Annotated in this window: 16 protein-coding genes; 6 read left to right on the top strand and 10 right to left on the bottom strand. The window is 67.7% G+C overall.

The annotated features are described in order from the left end of the window. Positions 1 to 3 precede the first annotated feature (3 nt). The 6 genes from ntrC to rph all read right to left on the bottom strand — a co-directional run bounded on the left by ntrC (position 4) and on the right by rph (position 6,690). Complete coding sequence (ntrC, locus tag ACFO0J_RS11150; protein WP_376813155.1) at positions 4 to 1,515, bottom strand: nitrogen regulation protein NR(I); 1,512 nt, start codon at positions 1,513 to 1,515, stop codon at positions 4 to 6. A 13-nt stretch (positions 1,516 to 1,528) separates the two neighbouring features. Further along, on the bottom strand, positions 1,529 to 2,482 hold the full coding sequence (glnL, locus tag ACFO0J_RS11155; RefSeq protein ID WP_376813156.1) for a nitrogen regulation protein NR(II): 954 nt from the start codon (positions 2,480 to 2,482) through the stop codon (positions 1,529 to 1,531). A gap of 12 nt (positions 2,483 to 2,494) precedes the next feature. Then, complete coding sequence (glnA, locus tag ACFO0J_RS11160) at positions 2,495 to 3,907, bottom strand: type I glutamate--ammonia ligase (RefSeq protein WP_376813157.1); 1,413 nt, start codon at positions 3,905 to 3,907, stop codon at positions 2,495 to 2,497. A gap of 189 nt (positions 3,908 to 4,096) precedes the next feature. Beyond that, entirely contained in the window at positions 4,097 to 5,293 is a 1,197-nt protein-coding gene (gene hemW, locus ACFO0J_RS11165) for a radical SAM family heme chaperone HemW (RefSeq protein ID WP_376813158.1), read from the bottom strand. 33 nt (positions 5,294 to 5,326) lie between these two features. Next, the gene (gene rdgB, locus ACFO0J_RS11170; RefSeq protein WP_376813159.1) at positions 5,327 to 5,947 is read right to left on the bottom strand and encodes an RdgB/HAM1 family non-canonical purine NTP pyrophosphatase; all 621 of its coding nucleotides are present in this window, start codon (positions 5,945 to 5,947) and stop codon (positions 5,327 to 5,329) included. Next, positions 5,944 to 6,690, bottom strand: a complete 747-nt coding sequence (rph, locus tag ACFO0J_RS11175; protein ID WP_376813243.1) for a ribonuclease PH — start codon at positions 6,688 to 6,690, stop codon at positions 5,944 to 5,946. The genes rdgB and rph overlap by 4 nt, the downstream gene beginning before the upstream one ends. A gap of 108 nt (positions 6,691 to 6,798) precedes the next feature. Between rph and ACFO0J_RS11180 the strand changes: the two genes are divergently transcribed. Beyond that, positions 6,799 to 7,710 carry a YicC/YloC family endoribonuclease gene (locus ACFO0J_RS11180; RefSeq protein WP_376813160.1) on the top strand — a complete coding sequence of 304 codons (912 nt, stop codon included), beginning with the start codon at positions 6,799 to 6,801 and terminating at the stop codon, positions 7,708 to 7,710. 107 nt (positions 7,711 to 7,817) lie between these two features. On the opposite strand, the gene ACFO0J_RS11185 is transcribed toward ACFO0J_RS11180, so the two are convergent. Next, positions 7,818 to 8,000 carry a hypothetical protein gene (locus ACFO0J_RS11185; RefSeq protein ID WP_376813161.1) on the bottom strand — a complete coding sequence of 61 codons (183 nt, stop codon included), beginning with the start codon at positions 7,998 to 8,000 and terminating at the stop codon, positions 7,818 to 7,820. Positions 8,001 to 8,114: 114 nt separating this feature from the next. Here ACFO0J_RS11185 and ACFO0J_RS11190 point away from each other — a divergent pair, with 114 nt between their 5' ends. The 3 genes from ACFO0J_RS11190 to ACFO0J_RS11200 are packed head-to-tail and all read left to right on the top strand — an operon-like array spanning position 8,115 to position 11,051. Next, positions 8,115 to 8,375 (top strand): hypothetical protein, encoded by a 261-nt coding sequence (locus ACFO0J_RS11190; RefSeq protein ID WP_376813162.1) that lies wholly within the window; start codon positions 8,115 to 8,117, stop codon positions 8,373 to 8,375. Further along, the gene (locus tag ACFO0J_RS11195; RefSeq protein ID WP_376813163.1) at positions 8,372 to 9,352 is read left to right on the top strand and encodes a c-type cytochrome; all 981 of its coding nucleotides are present in this window, start codon (positions 8,372 to 8,374) and stop codon (positions 9,350 to 9,352) included. Before ACFO0J_RS11190 ends, ACFO0J_RS11195 begins: the two co-directional genes overlap by 4 nt. A gap of 13 nt (positions 9,353 to 9,365) precedes the next feature. Then, positions 9,366 to 11,051: a cbb3-type cytochrome c oxidase subunit I gene (locus tag ACFO0J_RS11200; protein WP_376813164.1), complete on the top strand. Its 1,686-nt coding sequence runs from the start codon at positions 9,366 to 9,368 to the stop codon at positions 11,049 to 11,051. On the opposite strand, the gene ACFO0J_RS11205 is transcribed toward ACFO0J_RS11200, so the two are convergent. Next, positions 11,033 to 11,923, bottom strand: coding sequence for an urea transporter (locus ACFO0J_RS11205; protein WP_376813165.1), 891 nt, complete (start codon positions 11,921 to 11,923; stop codon positions 11,033 to 11,035). The genes ACFO0J_RS11200 and ACFO0J_RS11205 overlap by 19 nt on opposite strands. Positions 11,924 to 12,013: 90 nt before the next feature. On the opposite strand from ACFO0J_RS11205, the gene ACFO0J_RS11210 reads away from it, so the two are divergent. Both ACFO0J_RS11210 and ACFO0J_RS11215 read left to right on the top strand, forming a co-directional pair. Further along, the gene (locus ACFO0J_RS11210; RefSeq protein ID WP_376813166.1) at positions 12,014 to 13,222 is read left to right on the top strand and encodes an MFS transporter; all 1,209 of its coding nucleotides are present in this window, start codon (positions 12,014 to 12,016) and stop codon (positions 13,220 to 13,222) included. Continuing rightward, positions 13,219 to 14,448 carry a CynX/NimT family MFS transporter gene (locus tag ACFO0J_RS11215; RefSeq protein ID WP_376813167.1) on the top strand — a complete coding sequence of 410 codons (1,230 nt, stop codon included), beginning with the start codon at positions 13,219 to 13,221 and terminating at the stop codon, positions 14,446 to 14,448. Before ACFO0J_RS11210 ends, ACFO0J_RS11215 begins: the two co-directional genes overlap by 4 nt. A gap of 94 nt (positions 14,449 to 14,542) precedes the next feature. On the opposite strand, the gene fabB is transcribed toward ACFO0J_RS11215, so the two are convergent. Together fabB and fabA are read right to left on the bottom strand one after the other, a co-directional pair. Further along, on the bottom strand, positions 14,543 to 15,760 hold the full coding sequence (gene fabB / locus ACFO0J_RS11220; RefSeq protein ID WP_376813168.1) for a beta-ketoacyl-ACP synthase I: 1,218 nt from the start codon (positions 15,758 to 15,760) through the stop codon (positions 14,543 to 14,545). 11 nt (positions 15,761 to 15,771) lie between these two features. After that, entirely contained in the window at positions 15,772 to 16,284 is a 513-nt protein-coding gene (gene fabA / locus ACFO0J_RS11225; protein ID WP_465251285.1) for a 3-hydroxyacyl-[acyl-carrier-protein] dehydratase FabA, read from the bottom strand. Positions 16,285 to 16,329: the final 45 nt, after the last annotated feature.

Consider the following 16,329-nt stretch of genomic DNA (forward strand, 5'->3'; position numbering starts at 1 on the left):
GTTTCAGCCCTTGGGGAACTGATCCGTGTCCGGTTCCTGGATGGCCAATTCCTGGCATTTACGCGTCAAGGTGTTGCGGCCAATGCCCAGGCGCAGCGCGGCCTCGCCCCGGCGGCCGCCGGCCTGCTCCAGCCCGGCCCGCAACAACGTCCGCTCGAAATCCCGCAGCAATTCATCCATCACGCAGGGCTCGCGGCGCGCCAGGCGCGCCCGCGCTTCGACCGCCAACGCCGCGCGCCAGTCGGACCAGGGTTGAGATGCGGCTTCGTCCCGCACGATGGCCGGCTCGACCCCGCCCACGCTTCCAGCATCCAGGACTTCCGGCGGCAGATCTTCCACACCGACTTCCGCGCTGGGCGCCATGACCGTCAGCCACTGGCAGATGTTTTCCAGTTGGCGGATGTTGCCGGGATAGTCGAAGCGGCGCAGCGCCTGCAGCGCGGCGGCATCGGGCCGGCGCACCGGTACGCCCAGTTCGGCCGCGCTGCGCGCCAGGAAATGCCGCGCCAGGGATTCGATATCCTCGCGGCGCTCCCGCAGGGGCGGCAGGCGCAGGCGGATGACGTTCAGGCGGTGGAACAGATCGGCGCGGAACAGCCCCGCGCGCACGCGTTCTTCCAGCGGCTGGTGAGTCGCCGCCACGATGCGCACGTCCGCCTGGACGGGGCGCGCACCGCCCACCCGGTAGAAAGCGCCTTCGGCCAGCACCCGCAGCAAGCGGGTCTGCAGTTCGGCCGGCATGTCGCCGATCTCGTCCAGAAACAGCGTGCCGCCGTCGGCTTCCTCGAAACGCCCCCGGCGCGACTGGACTGCGCCGGTAAAGGCTCCGCGCTCGTGGCCGAACAGTTCCGCCTCCAGCAGGTCACGCGGAATCGCGGCCGCGTTGACCGCCACGAAGGGGCCGGCGGCGCGGCGGCTGTGCCGATGCAACGCGCGCGCCACCAGTTCCTTGCCGGTTCCGGACTCTCCGGTGATGAGCACGGTGGCGCCGGACTGGGACAGGCGGCCGATGGCGCGAAACACGTCCTGCATGGCCGGCGACTGCGAAGGCGCCATTTCCGCCTCGCCCAGCAAGGGCGCGGCTCCACCCTCGGCAGGCGCCGCCTGGGCCGGGTCGGCAACGGCGTGGGACGGCGCCGACTGGGCGGCGCGGCCGATCAGTTCGACGGCGGCCTGGATGTCGAAGGGCTTGGCCAGATAGTCGAAGGCGCCCTGCTCGAAGGCCGCCACGGTCGTGTCCAGGTCGGTGTAGGCCGTCATCATGATGACGGGCAGGCCCGGCAGGCGCGCGCGCACGGCCGCCAGCACGCTCAGGCCGTCGGGACCCGGCATGCGGATGTCGGACACCAGCACGGCCGGCCGGTTCGCATCCTCCGGCCCCGCCAGCGCGTCGAGCGCGGTCTTCAACGCCACGCCATCGGCAAAGCTGCGCACCGGCCAACCGGCCTTGTCCAGCGCCTTTTCCAGCACCCAGCGCATGCCGGGTTCGTCGTCCAGAATCCAGATCGTGTTCATGCGGCCTCCGGTGTCATGCCAGATCCAGCGGCAGCAGCAGGCGGAATTCGGTGCGCCCGGGCACGGAATCGAATTCCAGCAGGCCGCCCTGCCGCTGCAGACATTCCTGGGCCAGGCTCAGGCCCAGGCCGGTGCCCTGCGCCCGGCCGGTCACCAGGGGGTGGAACAGTTTGTCGCGCAGGGCCTCGGGCACGCCCGGCCCGTTATCGATGACCGTGATCCGCAAGCCCAGGCGGTGCTGCCCGTCCGCCAGCATGGGCTGATGCAGGATGCGGGTGTTCAGGTGCAGCGCGGGCGCGTCCAGGTCGGTCGCCTCGGCCAGCGCCTGGGCGCCATTGCGCACGACGTTCAGCAGCGCCTGCAGCACCTGATCGCGGTCGGCGCGCATGTCCGGCACCGAGGCGTCGTAGTCACGTTCCAGGCGGATGCGTTCGCCGAATTCCAGCCGGATCAGGGCCAGGACCCGCTCGCACAGCTCATGGACATTGAACACGCTGGGCACGGCGGCCGGCTGGCCGGACGAGGCCAGGCGGCTGACCAGCGCGGCCAGCCGATCGGCCTCGGCCACGATCACCTGGGTGTATTCGCGCAGATCGTCGCGCGGCAGTTCCATTTCCAGCAACTGGGCGGCGGCCCGCAGGCCGGCCAGGGGATTGCGGACCTCGTGCGCCAGATTGCGCAGGGTTTCGCGCTGCGCCGCCTGGCTGTCCCGGGCCTGCCGCAGATCGTCCAGGTGACCGCCTTGATGGACGGGGATTTCGATCAGCCAGACCCAGGGCTGGCCCCGCAGCGGCGTCTTCAGGACGCTGTCGCGGCCGTCCAGCCAGGGTTGTGCAGGCTGACCCGCCAGCTGGCGGCGGGACTGGCCCAGCAATTCTTCCGCCGCGCCGTTGGCGTGGCGGATCCGGTGGGACTCGTCCAGCAGCAGGACCGCCGTGCGCAGCAGGTCGAGGCCGGACGTGTCCACCGCGGCCCCCGGCTAGAGGGTGTAGTACATGTCGAATTCGACCGGGTGCGGGGTCACGCGCAGGCGGTCGAGTTCTTGGGCCTTCAGGTCCAGATAGGCGTCCAGCAGATCGTTGCTGAACACCCCGCCGCGTGTCAGGAAATCGCGGTCGCGGTCCAGCGCTTCCAGCGCCTGATCCAGCGACGAGCACACCGTCGGGATCTTGGCGTCTTCTTCCGGCGGCAGATCGTACAGGTTCTTGTCGGCCGGATCGCCTGGGTGGATCTTGTTCTGGACGCCGTCCAGGCCCGCCATCATCAGGGCCGAGAAGGCCAGGTACGGATTGGCCAGGGGATCCGGGAAGCGCGCTTCGACGCGACGCGCCTTGGGATTGCCGACGTAGGGGATGCGGATCGAAGCCGAGCGGTTGCGCGCCGAATACGCGAGCTTGACCGGAGCTTCGTAGTGCGGCACCAGGCGCTTGTAGGAGTTCGTGCCCGGATTGGTGATGGCGTTCAGGGCGCGGGCGTGATGGATGATGCCGCCGATGTAGTACAGGGCGAATTCCGACAGGCCGCCGTAGCCGTTGCCGGCGAACAGGTTCTGGCCGTCCTTCCAGATGGACTGGTGTACGTGCATGCCCGAACCGTTGTCGCCCACCACCGGCTTGGGCATGAAGGTCGCGGTCTTGCCATAGACGTGAGCCACGTTGCGGATCACGTATTTCATGGTCTGGGTCCAGTCGGCGCGCTCGACCAGCGTGCTGAAACGGGTGCCGATTTCCATCTGGCCGCAGTTGCCGACCTCGTGATGGTGGATTTCCACCGGCACGCCCATCTGTTCCATCAACAGGCACATTTCCGAACGCATGTCGGCGAAGGAGTCGACCGGCGGCACGGGCACGTAGCCGCCCTTGACGGCCGGGCGGTAGCCCAGGTTGTTGCCGTTGGAATCATGGGCGTTGGACCAGGCGGCCTCGTCGGACACGATCTTGACGAAGCTGCCGCTCATGTCCGCATTCCAGCTCACGCCGTCGAAGACGAAGAATTCGGGTTCCGGACCGAAATAGGCGGTGTCGCCCAGGCCGCTGGACTTCAGGTAGGCCTCGGCGCGGCGGGCCAGCGAGCGCGGGTCGCGGTCGTAGCCCTTCAGGTCGGACGGCTCGACCACGTCGCAGGTCAGGATGAGCGTGGTTTCCTCGCGGAAGGGGTCCAGGCGGGCCGTCCCGGCATCCGGGACCAGGATCATGTCGGAGGCCTCGATGCCCTTCCAGCCCGGCAGCGACGAGCCGTCGAAGGCGACGCCCGATTCCAGGCGATCCTCGTCCATCTGACTGGCGGGAACGGTCAGGTGGTGCTCCCGGCCCAAGGTGTCGGTAAAACGGCAATCCACGAACGCCACTTCGCGTTCGGCGATCATCTGCACAACGTTTTCAGGGGTGGACATAAAAGCTCCTGCGCCAAGTCATATCGTCAAAGGGTGAGGCTTGGAGCCTCGTGATGATCTATAAGCAATGATCGTGCCAGCTTTTTGGGCCGCGACCGTGGGCTGCGGCAGCCGAAATCACACTCAAAACGCACCATTCAAGTGCATATTTTAGTGCACTGCACGTGAATACGCACCGCTTTGGTGCGATCAGGATAAGAATTCCATCTGCAGTTCATTCAGGAATTGCCAGCCCCGGGGCGTGGCGCACACCCGGTCCAGTCCGGGCTCGAGCAGGCCGCGCTCGACGGCGCGGCGCATGGCCGGCAGGATGGACATCAGCGACAGGCCGGTGCGCTCGATGAACAGCCCGCCCTCGACGCCTTCGCGCAGACGCAGGGCATTGAGCATGAACTCGAAGCCCAGGTCCTCGTGGCTGAGTTCGCGGCGTTCGACCACGTGCCGGCCGGCGCCCTCGGTCGCGAGCCGCATCCAGGCGTCCGGCATCTTCGCCCGCGCCTGGCGCGTGATGCGGTCCTGAAAGGAAATCTTTGAATGCGCCCCGGGACCGATGCCCAGGTAGTCGCCAAAACGCCAGTAGTTCAGGTTGTGCTGGCACGCCTGGTGAGGCCGCGCATAGGCGGAGACCTCGTAGCGGTCGAAACCGGCCGTCTGGATCAATTCCGCCACCCGGTCCTGCATGGCCGCGCCCAGTTCGTCGTCCGGCACCTTGGGCGGATATTTGGCGAAGACCGTATTGGGTTCCAGCGTCAGGTGATACAGCGACAGGTGGCCCGTCTCGAAGGCCAGCGCCTCGCGCACGTCCCGCTCGCACTCGGCCAGAGTCTGCTCCGGCAACGCAAACATCACGTCCAGATTGACCCGATCCACGGCGCGCTGGGCCATTTCGATGGCCGCACGCGCCTGCGCGGCGTCGTGGATGCGGCCCAGGCGGCGCAGCTTGCCATCGTCAAAGCTCTGGATGCCCAGCGAGATCCGGTTCACCCCCGCCTGGGCATAGCCCTGGAAACGGGCGGCCTCGGCCGTGCCCGGATTGGCCTCCAGCGTGATCTCCACATCGGGAGGCAGGTTCAGATAGGCTCGGAACAGGCCGATGATCCGGTCGACCGCCTCGGCCGACAGCAGGCTGGGCGTGCCGCCGCCGAAGAACACCGTCGAAACCGGCCGCCCCCAGATGTCGGGCACCGCCTGCTCCAGATCGGCCTGCAACGCCTGCAGATAGGCTTCTTCGGGCAGTTCGCCGGACCGTTCATGCGAATTGAAGTCGCAGTACGGACATTTGTGCACGCACCAGGGCACGTGCACATACAGCGACAGCGGCGGCAGCGCCGCCAGGCCGGGTTTGCCGCGCACCCCCGGGCGGCCATCGCCCTCGCGCTCAGGCATTGGAACGGGAACCAGCCTCTTCATCGCATACCCCTATGCCTGGCCTCGATCCTGGCCAAATTCGCTGCGCAGCGCCTGCAACAGGCCGCGCAGGGCACGCGCACGATGACTGATCCGGTTTTTCTGTTCCATGGGCAGTTCTGCAGCCGTCATGCTCTGGTCAGGCAGGTAGAAATACGGGTCGTAGCCAAAGCCGTTGGTGCCCCGGGGAGCGTCCAGAACCTCGCCGTCCCAGGAACCCTCGACCACGATCGGGCGCGGGTCGTCGGCGCTGCGGACGTAGACCAGCACGGCCACATAGCTGCCGCGCCGGTCGGTGCGGTCCGTCATCTCGGCCACCAGCCGGGCGTTATTGGCCGCGTCCGAGCGCGTGCCGTCAGGCGCCTGGGCGTAGCGTGCCGATTGCACGCCCGGCGCGCCGGCCAGCGCAGGCACGCACAGGCCCGAATCATCCGCCAGCGCCGGAAGGCCCGTGGCGCGGCTGGCGTGACGCGCCTTGGCCAAGGCGTTTTCCACGAAGGTGTGGAAAGGCTCATCGGCCTCGGACACGCCCAGCGCGCTTTGCGGCACCATCTCGATGCCGGCCGCCGACAGGATGGCGGAAAACTCCCTCAGCTTGCCGGCGTTGCCGGATGCCAGGACGACCTTGATCATGCCGCCTCCAGCGTCGCCGCCTGGACGCGGATCAAGGCCTGGATGCCGCCGGTCGCCAGGTCCAGCAGACTGTTCAATTCGTCGCGGCGGAAGCTGCCGCCCTCGCCCGTGCCCTGGACCTCGACGAAGTCTCCGGCGCTGGTCATGACCACGTTCATGTCGGTATCGCAGGCAGAGTCTTCCGGGTAATCCAGGTCCAGCACCGGCCGGCCGTCCACGATGCCGACCGAAACGGCGGCCACCTGGCCGCGCAGCGGATCAGCCTTCAATTGGCCAGAGGCCATCAAGCCACGCACCGCCAGCGCCGCCGCCAGCCAGGCGCCGGTGATGCTGGCGCAGCGGGTGCCGCCGTCGGCCTGCAGCACGTCGCAGTCCAGGTGCAGGGTGCGCTCGCCCAGCGCCTCCAGATCGACCACCGCCCGCAGGCTGCGGCCGATCAGGCGCTGGATTTCCTGGGTGCGGCCGCTCTGCTTGCCCCGGGCCGCTTCGCGGTCGCCGCGGGTATGCGTGGCGCGCGGCAGCATGCCGTATTCCGCCGTCACCCAGCCCTGGCCCCGTCCTTTCAGAAAGGGCGGCACCTTGTCCAGCACGCTGGCGTTGCACAGCACGCGCGTGTCGCCCATGCAGGCCAGCACCGAGCCTTCGGCGTGGCGCGTGTAGCCGGTCAGCAGTTCGACGCGACGCAGTTCGTCCGGTCGACGGCCGGAGGGGCGTGACGAGGCGGAATGGGAATTCGAAGGGATGGTCATCAAGAAATTTCCTGCCATGCGGCCAGAGAGGGTCCGATGCGACCCAAGGGGGCCAGACTACAATAAGGCCACATTGTAAATAAACGCCGACGAGACCGCCCCATGATCCGCAGCATGACCGCCTTTGGCTCCGCCCGCCTGGACTCCGACGCCGGGTCGATCAGCGCCGAGATCCGCAGCGTCAACAACCGCTTCCTGGATCTCAGCCTGCGGATTCCCGAGGACCTGCGCTTCGCAGAATCCCGCGTGCGCGAGCTGGTCGGCCGCCAGGCCCTGCGCGGCAAGGTCGAACTCAAACTGTCCTACGCCGCCATCGACCGCGAGGCCCTGCGCCCCATCGACGCCGAGGCCATGCAGGCCCTGGCCGAACAACTGCAATGGGCGCGCCAGTTCATTCCCGACCTGCCCGCGCCGACCCTGGCCGAACTGCCGCGTGAAGGCACGGCCCGGGGCGGACTGGACGCCGACGTCTGGCTGCCGATGTGCGAACAGGCCTGCGCGCAAGCCCTGGAAGAATTCAGTGCGGCGCGTCAGCGTGAAGGCGCCCGCCTGGCGCAGGCCATGCTGGTCATGGCCGACGAGATCGACACCATCGTCGTGCGCGTGGACGCCGAACTGCCGGCCCTGGTGCAACAACATCAGGATCGCATCGCCCAGCGCCTGCGTGAGGCCCTGGAGGCCGCCAGCCCCGAAGGTTTCGCCGCCATCAGCGGCGCCGAACTGACCGCCCGCATCGCCCAGGAAGCCAGTCTGTTCGGCCTGCGCGTGGACGTGGCCGAAGAACTCACCCGGCTGCGCTCGCACTTGCAGGAATTGCGCGAAATCCTGTCCGGCAAGCACGCCTCGTCCGCGCGCGGCGGCAGCGGCAAGCGCCTGGATTTCCTGTTCCAGGAAATGAACCGCGAGGCCAACACCCTGGGCTCCAAAGCCGCCGCCCTGTCCGTCACCCAGGCCGCCATCGACCTGAAGCTGCTGATCGAGCAGATGCGGGAACAGGCGCAGAACATCGAGTGATCGATCAGGAGTGCCTTTCACAAGACGCGTCGACGCGCCAGGGGTAAATCCCCATTTCGACACCAACTTGATGCAAATTAAGGCGCAGAACCAAAAAATCGGAACCATCAGGCATGGCAACGCGGATTTCGTTCCGAGCCTTTGAAATCAATCAATTGAAGTAAATTATTAGAAATATCAAGCAATTTATTGATTAAAAACAAGAAATAAAAATACATAATTTCTTCACCTGGCCCTGCCAGCCATTCTTTCTTTCGCATCGCAACAAACAAAACCATCGTTTGATGCATCACTGACCAATTCCGCACCAGCCATATCCCTCATCAGGGATGATGGCTTCCGGCCCCTCGCCCGCCTCCGCTCCTAGACTGACCTTGCCATCCACAACCCGGAGGGAGGCAATCATGGCGCAACGCATCATCGATGGGGTGCTGTCGGCCCTGGCGGGCCTGGTCAGCGTGCTGCTGTCCTGGCCCTACTGGCGGGATTTCGAATATTGGCCGGAATCCCATGCCATGTGGTGGGTGTACATCGCCGTGGGCTACGTCCTGGCGGTCTACGTGTTCTACATCTTCCTGGGGTGCCTGCGCACCCTGTTCCTGCATGATGAACAGGCACGCCCGGCCACCGGGCGCGACGGCCTGGCGCGGGAGGAACGGCCATGAGCTGCCTGAACGGAACCGACTGCCACGAACCGGCCAAGCGCCGCGCCGCCCTGGCCGTGCTGGCGCTGATGCTGGCGATCTTCCTGCTGCTGTCCGCCTGGTCCTTCCTGCCTTCGCGCGTGCAGGCCGTCCCCGATGCGATCCAGTATGGCGGCGCCGACGCGGTAGAAGGCAAGCGGGTCTTCCAGGCCTACAACTGCATGGGCTGTCACACCATCGTCGGCAACGGCGCCTATTTCGGCCCCGACTTGACACGCATCCACGCCGATGCCGGAGCCGCCTGGCTGGCCGCCTTCCTGCCTTCGGCGGGCGGCTGGCCCACGTCTGCCGCCGTGCGGGTGCAGTTGCAAAACCCGGCCGCCCGGGAGGACGCAGGCACCGCCGACCTGCAGGCCTACCTGCAGCGCCACCCCGGCGCGGCCGAGCGCCTGGAACGACGCGGCGGGCAACATACCCTGATGCCCAACCTGCCGTTGGACGCCCGCGAAGTCACGGCGCTGATCGCCTTCCTGAAATACACCTCGGCCCTGCACACCGAGGGCTGGCCGCCCAAGCCGCGCGAGGACCGGCGGATTCCCGCCGGCCTGGCCGGACAGGCGCCGGTGGCCGGGGGCGGCGCGGCGGCAGGCCAGGCCGCCGTCGCAACCGCCACGGCAGCCCCGGCCACGACCGCCGCGCAGGTCCAGGATCCCGTGGCGCGCGGCCGGCAACTGGTCGCCGACCTGGGCTGCGTAGCCTGCCACGCGACCGACCAGAAGCGCACGGTGGGCCCGGGCTGGGGCGGCGTGTCCGGCCACGAGGTCCAACTGGCCGACGGCACCACCGTCACGGCGGACGAGGCCTACCTGGTCCGCTCGATCCGCCAGCCCGACGCCCAGATCGTCGCGGGTTACCCGCCGCACGTCATGCCGTCCTACGACGCGCTGATCGACGAAGCCGACATGCAGGCCATCGTGGCCTACCTGCGCAGCCTGTGAAAAGGAAGCCATCATGTTCCAGATCGACTACCGCACGCAGCGCCTGAGCCTGCGCTTCTTCTTGCTGATGCTGGTCCTGTTCGGATTCCAGGTGCTGTTCGGCCTGTTGATCGCCGTGCAACATGTGGACCCGCGCCTGCTTTCGGGCATTCTCAACTTCAACGTCCTGCGCGCCGAGCACACCAACCTCGGCATCCTCTGGATCCTGTCGGGGTTCATCGGCACCATCCTGTTCATCGGCCCCCTGCTGTCGCGCCGTGAACTGGCCGCCCCCTGGCTGATCCGCTTCCTGTTCTGGGCCTTGCTGGTCGTCACGCTGTGGAACGTCGTCACCCAGTCCCTGGCGGCGCAGGGCACCGCCGGCTGGTGGCTAGGGCAGCCCTGGCTGCAGGAAGGCCTCGAATACCTGGAAGCCGGCCGCGCCGCCGACATCGTCATTTTCATCGGTTTCGCCATCCTGGCCTGGGTGGTGCTGCGCACGTTTCCGCCTCGCCGGGAGTGGAACGAGATCCACTGGGGGCTGGCGATCGGGGTCTCCGCCCTGACCTTCGTCTGGCTGTTCGGGGTGTTCTTCGTCGAACGTCTGGATCTGCAGGAATATTTCCGCTGGTACGTGGTGCACTACTGGGTCGAAGGCGTCTGGGAGGTCATCCACATCAGCCTGGTGGGCTTCCTGCTGGTGCTGATGTTCAAGGCCGACGTCAAGGCGGTGGGCTACGCCGTGTTCTGGGGCGTTGCGATGGTCTGGCTATCGGGCCTGATCGGCAACGCGCACCACTATTTCTGGATCGGCACGCCGGAATTCTGGCAGTTCTGGGGCTCGCTGTTCAGCGCCCTGGAGCCGCTGCCCCTGGTGTTCTGCTTCTGGCACATCTACCTGGACGCCCACCAGGACCGCCGCCCGCTGGAAAACGCGCCGGCCTTCTATTTCATCCTGGGTTCGGTGGTGCTGGAACAGGTCGGGGCGGGCATCCTGGGATTCACCATGACCTTCGCGCTGACCAACGTCTGGTCGCACGGCACCTGGGTCACGCCCAGCCACGCCCACCTGGCGCTGTTCGGCACTTTCGGCATGCTGGGCATCGCGTCGGCCTATTACTCGATTCCCCTGCTGCGCGGCATCAAGGACTTCGACCAGCGGCTGGGCCGGATCGCCTTCTGGCTGGTCTTCACCGGCATGCTGGGCATCGCCTTCGCCTTCGCGATCGGCGGCACGGTGCAGGTCTTCCTGTACCGCGCCATGGGGCTGGACTGGTTCGGCGGCCAGGTCTTTCCCGCCATGCAGTTCTACAAAGTCCTGGTGCCGGTGTTCGGCCTGGTGTTCCTGGCGGGTGCGGGCCTGCTGATCTATGACCTGCTGACCTTGGGGTTTCGCGCCCGCAGCGCGCCCCGGCCCCAGGCGGTCTTCCAGACGGCCGATCCGGGCCGCTGGCGCCGCACGCTGCATGGCACGGAGGCCGGCCTGTGGCTGGCGGGCATGTGGATCTTCGGCGCCTTCATCACCCTGGGGCTGCTCAGCTTCAATCTGGATGCCGTGGCCCTGGGCGACCCGACCATCCCCTACGTCCTGGCCGGGCTGGGCTACCCGGGCCTGCTGCTGATCACGCTGCTGTTCGTCTGGCGCTTCCTCGCCTCGCTGGAAGCCCGGCCGGCGCCCGCGGGCTTCGGCCCAGCCGCCGATCAGGCTGCCCGGGTCTGAGGCGAACGGCGCAGGGCGACGCCCCTGACGGCCCAGGTCGCCAGCAGAAACGGCGCGGTCAGCGACGGCAGCGCCAGCAGTTGAAAGCCTCGCATCAATAACAGGCTGAGCAGCGCACCCAGGCAGGGCCAGGCCCAGGCGCCCAGGCGGCCCGGGCGGACCGTTCGCAGAGCCTCGGCGGCCAGCACGGCATTGAAACCGTACAAGCCCAGCGCGGCGGCATCAGCGGGCAGCCCCGCGCACGAGGCCGCCAGCAGGCACAGACCCGAAGCCAGGCCGGCGGACAGCGCCGCCCAGGGCGTGCCCAGCGCCAACCCCAGCAGGCACAAGGCGCCGGCACGGGGGTCATCCAGGAACATCACCTGGCCGACTCCGCGCAGCAGGCCCTGGGCCGTGTCCCCCCAACCGGGATCAGCAGCCGCCATCACGGCGGCGCGCGGCAGCTCCAGGCCGGCAGCGGCCGCCATCAGCAGCCAGGTGATCAGCACGAACGGCGCAGTATAAGGCGGCACGCTGCTTCGACGGCGCCAGGCGTGCGCCGCCCAGCTCGCCAGCCAGGCCAGCGGCGCCACCAGGGACCAGGCGAGCGGCCCGGCCGGCAGCACGACCATGACGCCCAATCCGGTCAGCGCCCCGTTGTAGCCATCCAGGCCCACGCGACTGCCGGCCGCATCGCCGGCGGCCATTCCCCACACAGTCCCGGTCAAGGCCCCCAGCAAGCAGGCCCCCGCCATCGCCCAGGACTGCCAGGCCGCGGCAGCCAGCAGCAGCGCGCCGGCCCAGGCGCTGGGCAGCAGATAGATCTGGCCGATGCCGCGCAGCAAGATGCGGCCGAACGCGGCGCCGAACGAATCACGAACCTGCAGGGACATGGTGGCGGTTTGAAAGAATGGCTTGGAAGAGCGGCTTGAACCCAAGCCGCGATCGTACAGCGGGAACGGGGGCGGCGTACAATCTCAGCGATGAAAGATACGCTTGCCACGGCGCTGCCCGCCTCCGAGCCCGGTGTCGCCTTCCCCGTCCTGGGGGCCATCAGCCTGACCCACCTGCTCAACGACATGATGCAGTCGGTGCTGCTGGCCATCTACCCGGTGCTGCAGGGCCGCTTCGACCTCAGCTTCGCCCAGGTCGGCGTCATCACCCTGGCCTTTCAGTTTTCGTCCTCGCTGCTGCAACCCGTGGTGGGCCGGCTCACCGACCGCCGCCCGATGCCCTATTCCCTGCCGATCGGCATGGGCTTTACCTTCTGCGGCCTGCTGCTGCTGTCCCAGGCCTGGAGCTTTCCCCTGGTGGTGCTGGCCGCAACGCTGGTGGGGGCCGGGTCCTCGGTGTTTCATCCGGAATCCTCGCGAGTGGCGCGCATGGCCTCGGCCGGCCGGCACGGCCTGGCCCAGTCGATCTTCCAGGTGGGCGGCAACATCGGTTCCTCGATCGGTCCCCTGCTGGCCGCGCTGCTGATCGTGCCTCACGGCCAGAACAGCGTCGCCTGGGTATCGCTGGCGGCGCTGGCCGGCATCATCATCCTGCTCGGCGTCAGCCGCTGGTATGCCGCCAACCTGTCGGGCGTGCGCGGACGCGCATCCCTGAGCCAGACCGACAACGGCCTGTCGGCACGCCAGGTGCACGGTGCCGTATTCATCCTGATGCTGCTCATTTTCAGCAAATATTTCTATCTGGCGGGCCTGACCAGCTATTTCACCTTTTACCTGATCGACCGTTTCGGCCTGGACATCCAGCAAGCGCAATATGCGCTGTTCGTGTTCCTGGCCGGCGTGGCCACCGGCACCCTGGTGGGCGGGCCGGTAGGCGACCGGATCGGCCGCAAGCGCGTCATCTGGGGGTCGATCCTGGGCGCCGCACCGTTTTCCCTGGCCCTGCCCTACGCCAACCTGCACTGGACCCTGATCCTGGCGTTCTGCGCCGGGGCCATGATCGCCTCGGCCTTCCCGGCGATCATCGTCTACGCCCAGGAACTGATGCCCGGCAAGACCGGTACAGTCTCGGGGCTGTTCTTCGGCCTGGCCTTCGGCATGGGCGGGATCGGCGCCGCCGCGCTGGGCAAACTGGCCGACGCCACCAGCATCACCTTCGTCTACCACGTGTGCGCCTTCCTGCCCCTGCTGGGCCTGGCGGCCTTCTTCCTGCCCGACACCCGGCGCCGCGCGGCATGAAGCCGCCCCCTACACCGCGGCTCGCCGCCTGGCTGATGGCGGCCAGCCTGCTGCTGCTGGCCACCAATCTACGCCCTCTATTCGCCAGTACGGCCATCCTGCTGCCCGAGCTGACCCAGGCCCTGGGGCTCTCCGGCGCCCAGGCCGGCTACCTGACCACCCTGCCCGTGCTGTGCCTGGGCCTGTTCGCCCCGCTCGCGCCCCGCCTGGCGCAACGCTCCGGCATCGAGCGCACCCTGCTGCTGGTGCTGGTGATGATCATCGCCGGCTCGGCCTTGCGCGGCGTCCTGGGCGTCACGGGCCTGTTCCTGGGCACCGGCCTGGCCGGCGCGGGCATCGCGCTGGGCAACGTGCTGCTGCCCAGTCTGGTGAAACGGGACTTTCCCGACCGGGCGGCGCTGCTGACCGGCCTGTACACCATGAGCCTCGTGGGCGGTGCAGCCCTGGCGGCCGCCGTCACGCTGCCGCTCACCCAGGCCCTGGGCGGCCGCTGGGAACTGGGTCTGGCCCTGTGGGCCGTCCCGGGCATCGTGGCGCTGGCGGCCTGGGCGCCGATCGCACTGCGCACGTCAGGCCGTTCGGCAAACGGCCGCCACATTCTGCCGGTCGAGGGCTTGCGGCGCGATGGCCTGGCCTGGGCCGTCACCTTGTTCATGGGCCTGCAATCGGCGCTGGCCTATTGCGTACTGGGCTGGATGGCGCCGATGCTGCGGGATCGCGGACTGGACGGCACCGAGGCCGGTCTGGTGACCTCCCTGTCGATTCTGCTGCAGGTCGCCGCCTGCCTGCTGACGCCCATGGTGGCCTCGCGCTTCCGGGATCAGCGCGGCCTGGCGGTCTTCCTGGCCGCCTCAGCCACCCTGGCCCTGATCGGCATGATCCTGGGGCCGCGCTGGAGCATCTGGCCCCTGGCCGTACTCCAGGGCATCGGCCAAGGCGGGCTGTTCGCCCTGGCCGTGATGCTGATCGTGCTGCGCTCCGGCGATGCCCACGTGGCCGCCCACCTGTCCAGCATGTCCCAGACGACGGGTTATATCCTGGCGGCGTGCGGCCCCCTGCTGATCGGCGTGCTGCACGACTGGACGGGCGATTTCCAGGCCACGACCGGACTGCTGGCCGCACTCGGGATCGGCACGGCGCTGGCCGGCTGGCTGGCGGGCCGCAACGCGCTGGTGCGCGCCGCCGTCGTGCAGGACCCCTCCCGGATCGCCGCCCAGGCATCCTGAGCCGGAAAACGACACGGCCCGCCGCGCGAGGAAGCACGACGGGCCGTTTTGATTGCAGACCCTCGCCGGAGAGCAGACGTCCGATCGCGCCGGCCTAGAGACCCGCGCGCGAGAACACCAGCGTAGCGTTGGTGCCGCCAAAGCCGAAGCTGTTGGACAGCGCGGTTTCGATGCGGGTCTGCGGCAGGGTTTCACGCAGGATGTTCATGCCCTCGGCGGCCGGGTCCAGGGTGTCGATATTGGCCGAAGCCGCAACGAAACCGTGCTGCATCATCAGCAGCGTGTAGACGGCCTCGTTCACCCCCGCTGCGCCCAGGGCGTGGCCGGACAGGGACTTGGTGGAAGCGATCCAGGGCTGCTTTTCGCCGAAGACCTCGCGGATGGCCTCGAGTTCCTTGACGTCGCCCACCGGCGTGCTGGTGCCGTGGGTATTGATGTAATCCACGGGGGTCTTCACGTCGATCAGCGCCTGGCGCATGCAACGCGCCGCGCCTTCGCCGGACGGCGCCACCATGTCGTAGCCGTCGGAGGTCGCCCCGTAGCCGACGATTTCGGCCAGGATGCGGGCGCCGCGCGCCTTGGCGTGTTCGTATTCCTCGACCACCAGAATACCGCCGCCGCCGGAAATGACGAAACCGTCGCGGTCGGCATCATACGTACGCGAGGCGCGGTCGGGCGCATCGTTGTAGCGCGTGGACAGGGCCCCCATGGCGTCGAACATGAAGGACAGGGACCAGTGTTCTTCTTCGGCGCCGCCGGCGAAGACGATGTCCTGTTTGCCCAACTGGATCTGTTCCACCGCGTTGCCGATGCAATGCGCGCTGGTGGAGCAGGCCGAGCTGATGGAGTAGTTCACGCCCTTGATCTGAGCGCCAGTGGCCAGGCAGGCGGACACGCCGCTGGCCATGGCCTTGGTGACCATGTAGGGACCGACGCGGCGCACACCCTTGTCATGCAGGGTCTGGATGCCGTCATTGATCGCGGAATGCGAGGCGCCGCCGGCACCGACGATCAGGCCGGTACGCGGATTGGAGACCAGTTCGGGAGGCAGTCCGGCATCCTGGATGGCTTCCTGCATGGCCAGCCAGGCATAGGCATGGCCGTTGGCCATGAAGCGGCCCAGCTTGCGGTCGATCAGGTCGAGCGCGTTCAGGCGCACCGAGCCGGCCACGTGCGAGCGCAGGCCCTGTTCAGCGTATTCCGGCTGGAACGTGATGCCGGAACGCCCCTGACGCAGGCTGTCCAGAACTTCGGACTGGTTGTTGCCCAGGCTGGACACGATGCCCATGCCGGTAACGACGACACGACGCATAATCGGGCCTCCTAGAAATTATCCGTGCGGGTGAACAGACCCACGCGCAGATCATGAGCGACGTAGATCTCGTGGCCGTCGATTTCCATGCGGGCGTCGGCAATGCCCATCACCAGCTTGCGCATCATGACGCGCTTCATGTCGATGGTGTAGCGGACCAGTTTGCCGGTCGGCAGCACCTGGCCGGTGAATTTGACTTCACCCACGCCCAGGGCGCGACCCCGGCCCTGGCCGCCACAGCAGCCCAGGAAAAAGCCCACCAGTTGCCACATGGCGTCCAGCCCCAGGCAGCCCGGCATGACCGGATCGCCCTGGAAATGGCAGTCGAAAAACCACAGGTCGGGACGGATGTCGAGCTCGGCCACGATCTGGCCCTTGTCGTGCGCGCCGCCCTTGTCGTCGATGTGCGTGATCCGGTCGAGCATCAACATGGGCGGCAGCGGCAGCTGGGCATTGCCGGGACCAAAGAGTTCCCCGCGCCCGCAGGCCAGCAGTTCGTCGTAGCTATAGCTGTTCTTTTGCATGATGTTCCGTCTGAGATCCCCGGCTCGGCGGCCATAGCGGGCGCA

The organism is Castellaniella hirudinis, assembly GCF_042651965.1.
Classification (GTDB): domain Bacteria; phylum Pseudomonadota; class Gammaproteobacteria; order Burkholderiales; family Burkholderiaceae_B; genus Castellaniella; species Castellaniella hirudinis.

Coding starts and splice junctions, on each gene's coding strand:
- ACFO0J_RS11200 (WP_376813164.1), top strand. CDS start 9,366: ATGTTCCAGATCGACTACCGCACGCAGCGCCTGAGCCTGCGCTTCTTC.
- ACFO0J_RS11180 (WP_376813160.1), top strand. CDS start 6,799: ATGATCCGCAGCATGACCGCCTTTGGCTCCGCCCGCCTGGACTCCGAC.
- ACFO0J_RS11210 (WP_376813166.1), top strand. CDS start 12,014: ATGAAAGATACGCTTGCCACGGCGCTGCCCGCCTCCGAGCCCGGTGTC.
- fabA (WP_465251285.1), bottom strand. CDS start 16,284: ATGCAAAAGAACAGCTATAGCTACGACGAACTGCTGGCCTGCGGGCGC.
- ACFO0J_RS11195 (WP_376813163.1), top strand. CDS start 8,372: ATGAGCTGCCTGAACGGAACCGACTGCCACGAACCGGCCAAGCGCCGC.
- ACFO0J_RS11185 (WP_376813161.1), bottom strand. CDS start 8,000: ATGCATCAAACGATGGTTTTGTTTGTTGCGATGCGAAAGAAAGAATGG.
- ntrC (WP_376813155.1), bottom strand. CDS start 1,515: ATGAACACGATCTGGATTCTGGACGACGAACCCGGCATGCGCTGGGTG.
- hemW (WP_376813158.1), bottom strand. CDS start 5,293: ATGCCTGAGCGCGAGGGCGATGGCCGCCCGGGGGTGCGCGGCAAACCC.
- glnA (WP_376813157.1), bottom strand. CDS start 3,907: ATGTCCACCCCTGAAAACGTTGTGCAGATGATCGCCGAACGCGAAGTG.
- ACFO0J_RS11205 (WP_376813165.1), bottom strand. CDS start 11,923: ATGTCCCTGCAGGTTCGTGATTCGTTCGGCGCCGCGTTCGGCCGCATC.
- fabB (WP_376813168.1), bottom strand. CDS start 15,760: ATGCGTCGTGTCGTCGTTACCGGCATGGGCATCGTGTCCAGCCTGGGC.
- rdgB (WP_376813159.1), bottom strand. CDS start 5,947: ATGATCAAGGTCGTCCTGGCATCCGGCAACGCCGGCAAGCTGAGGGAG.
- ACFO0J_RS11190 (WP_376813162.1), top strand. CDS start 8,115: ATGGCGCAACGCATCATCGATGGGGTGCTGTCGGCCCTGGCGGGCCTG.
- ACFO0J_RS11215 (WP_376813167.1), top strand. CDS start 13,219: ATGAAGCCGCCCCCTACACCGCGGCTCGCCGCCTGGCTGATGGCGGCC.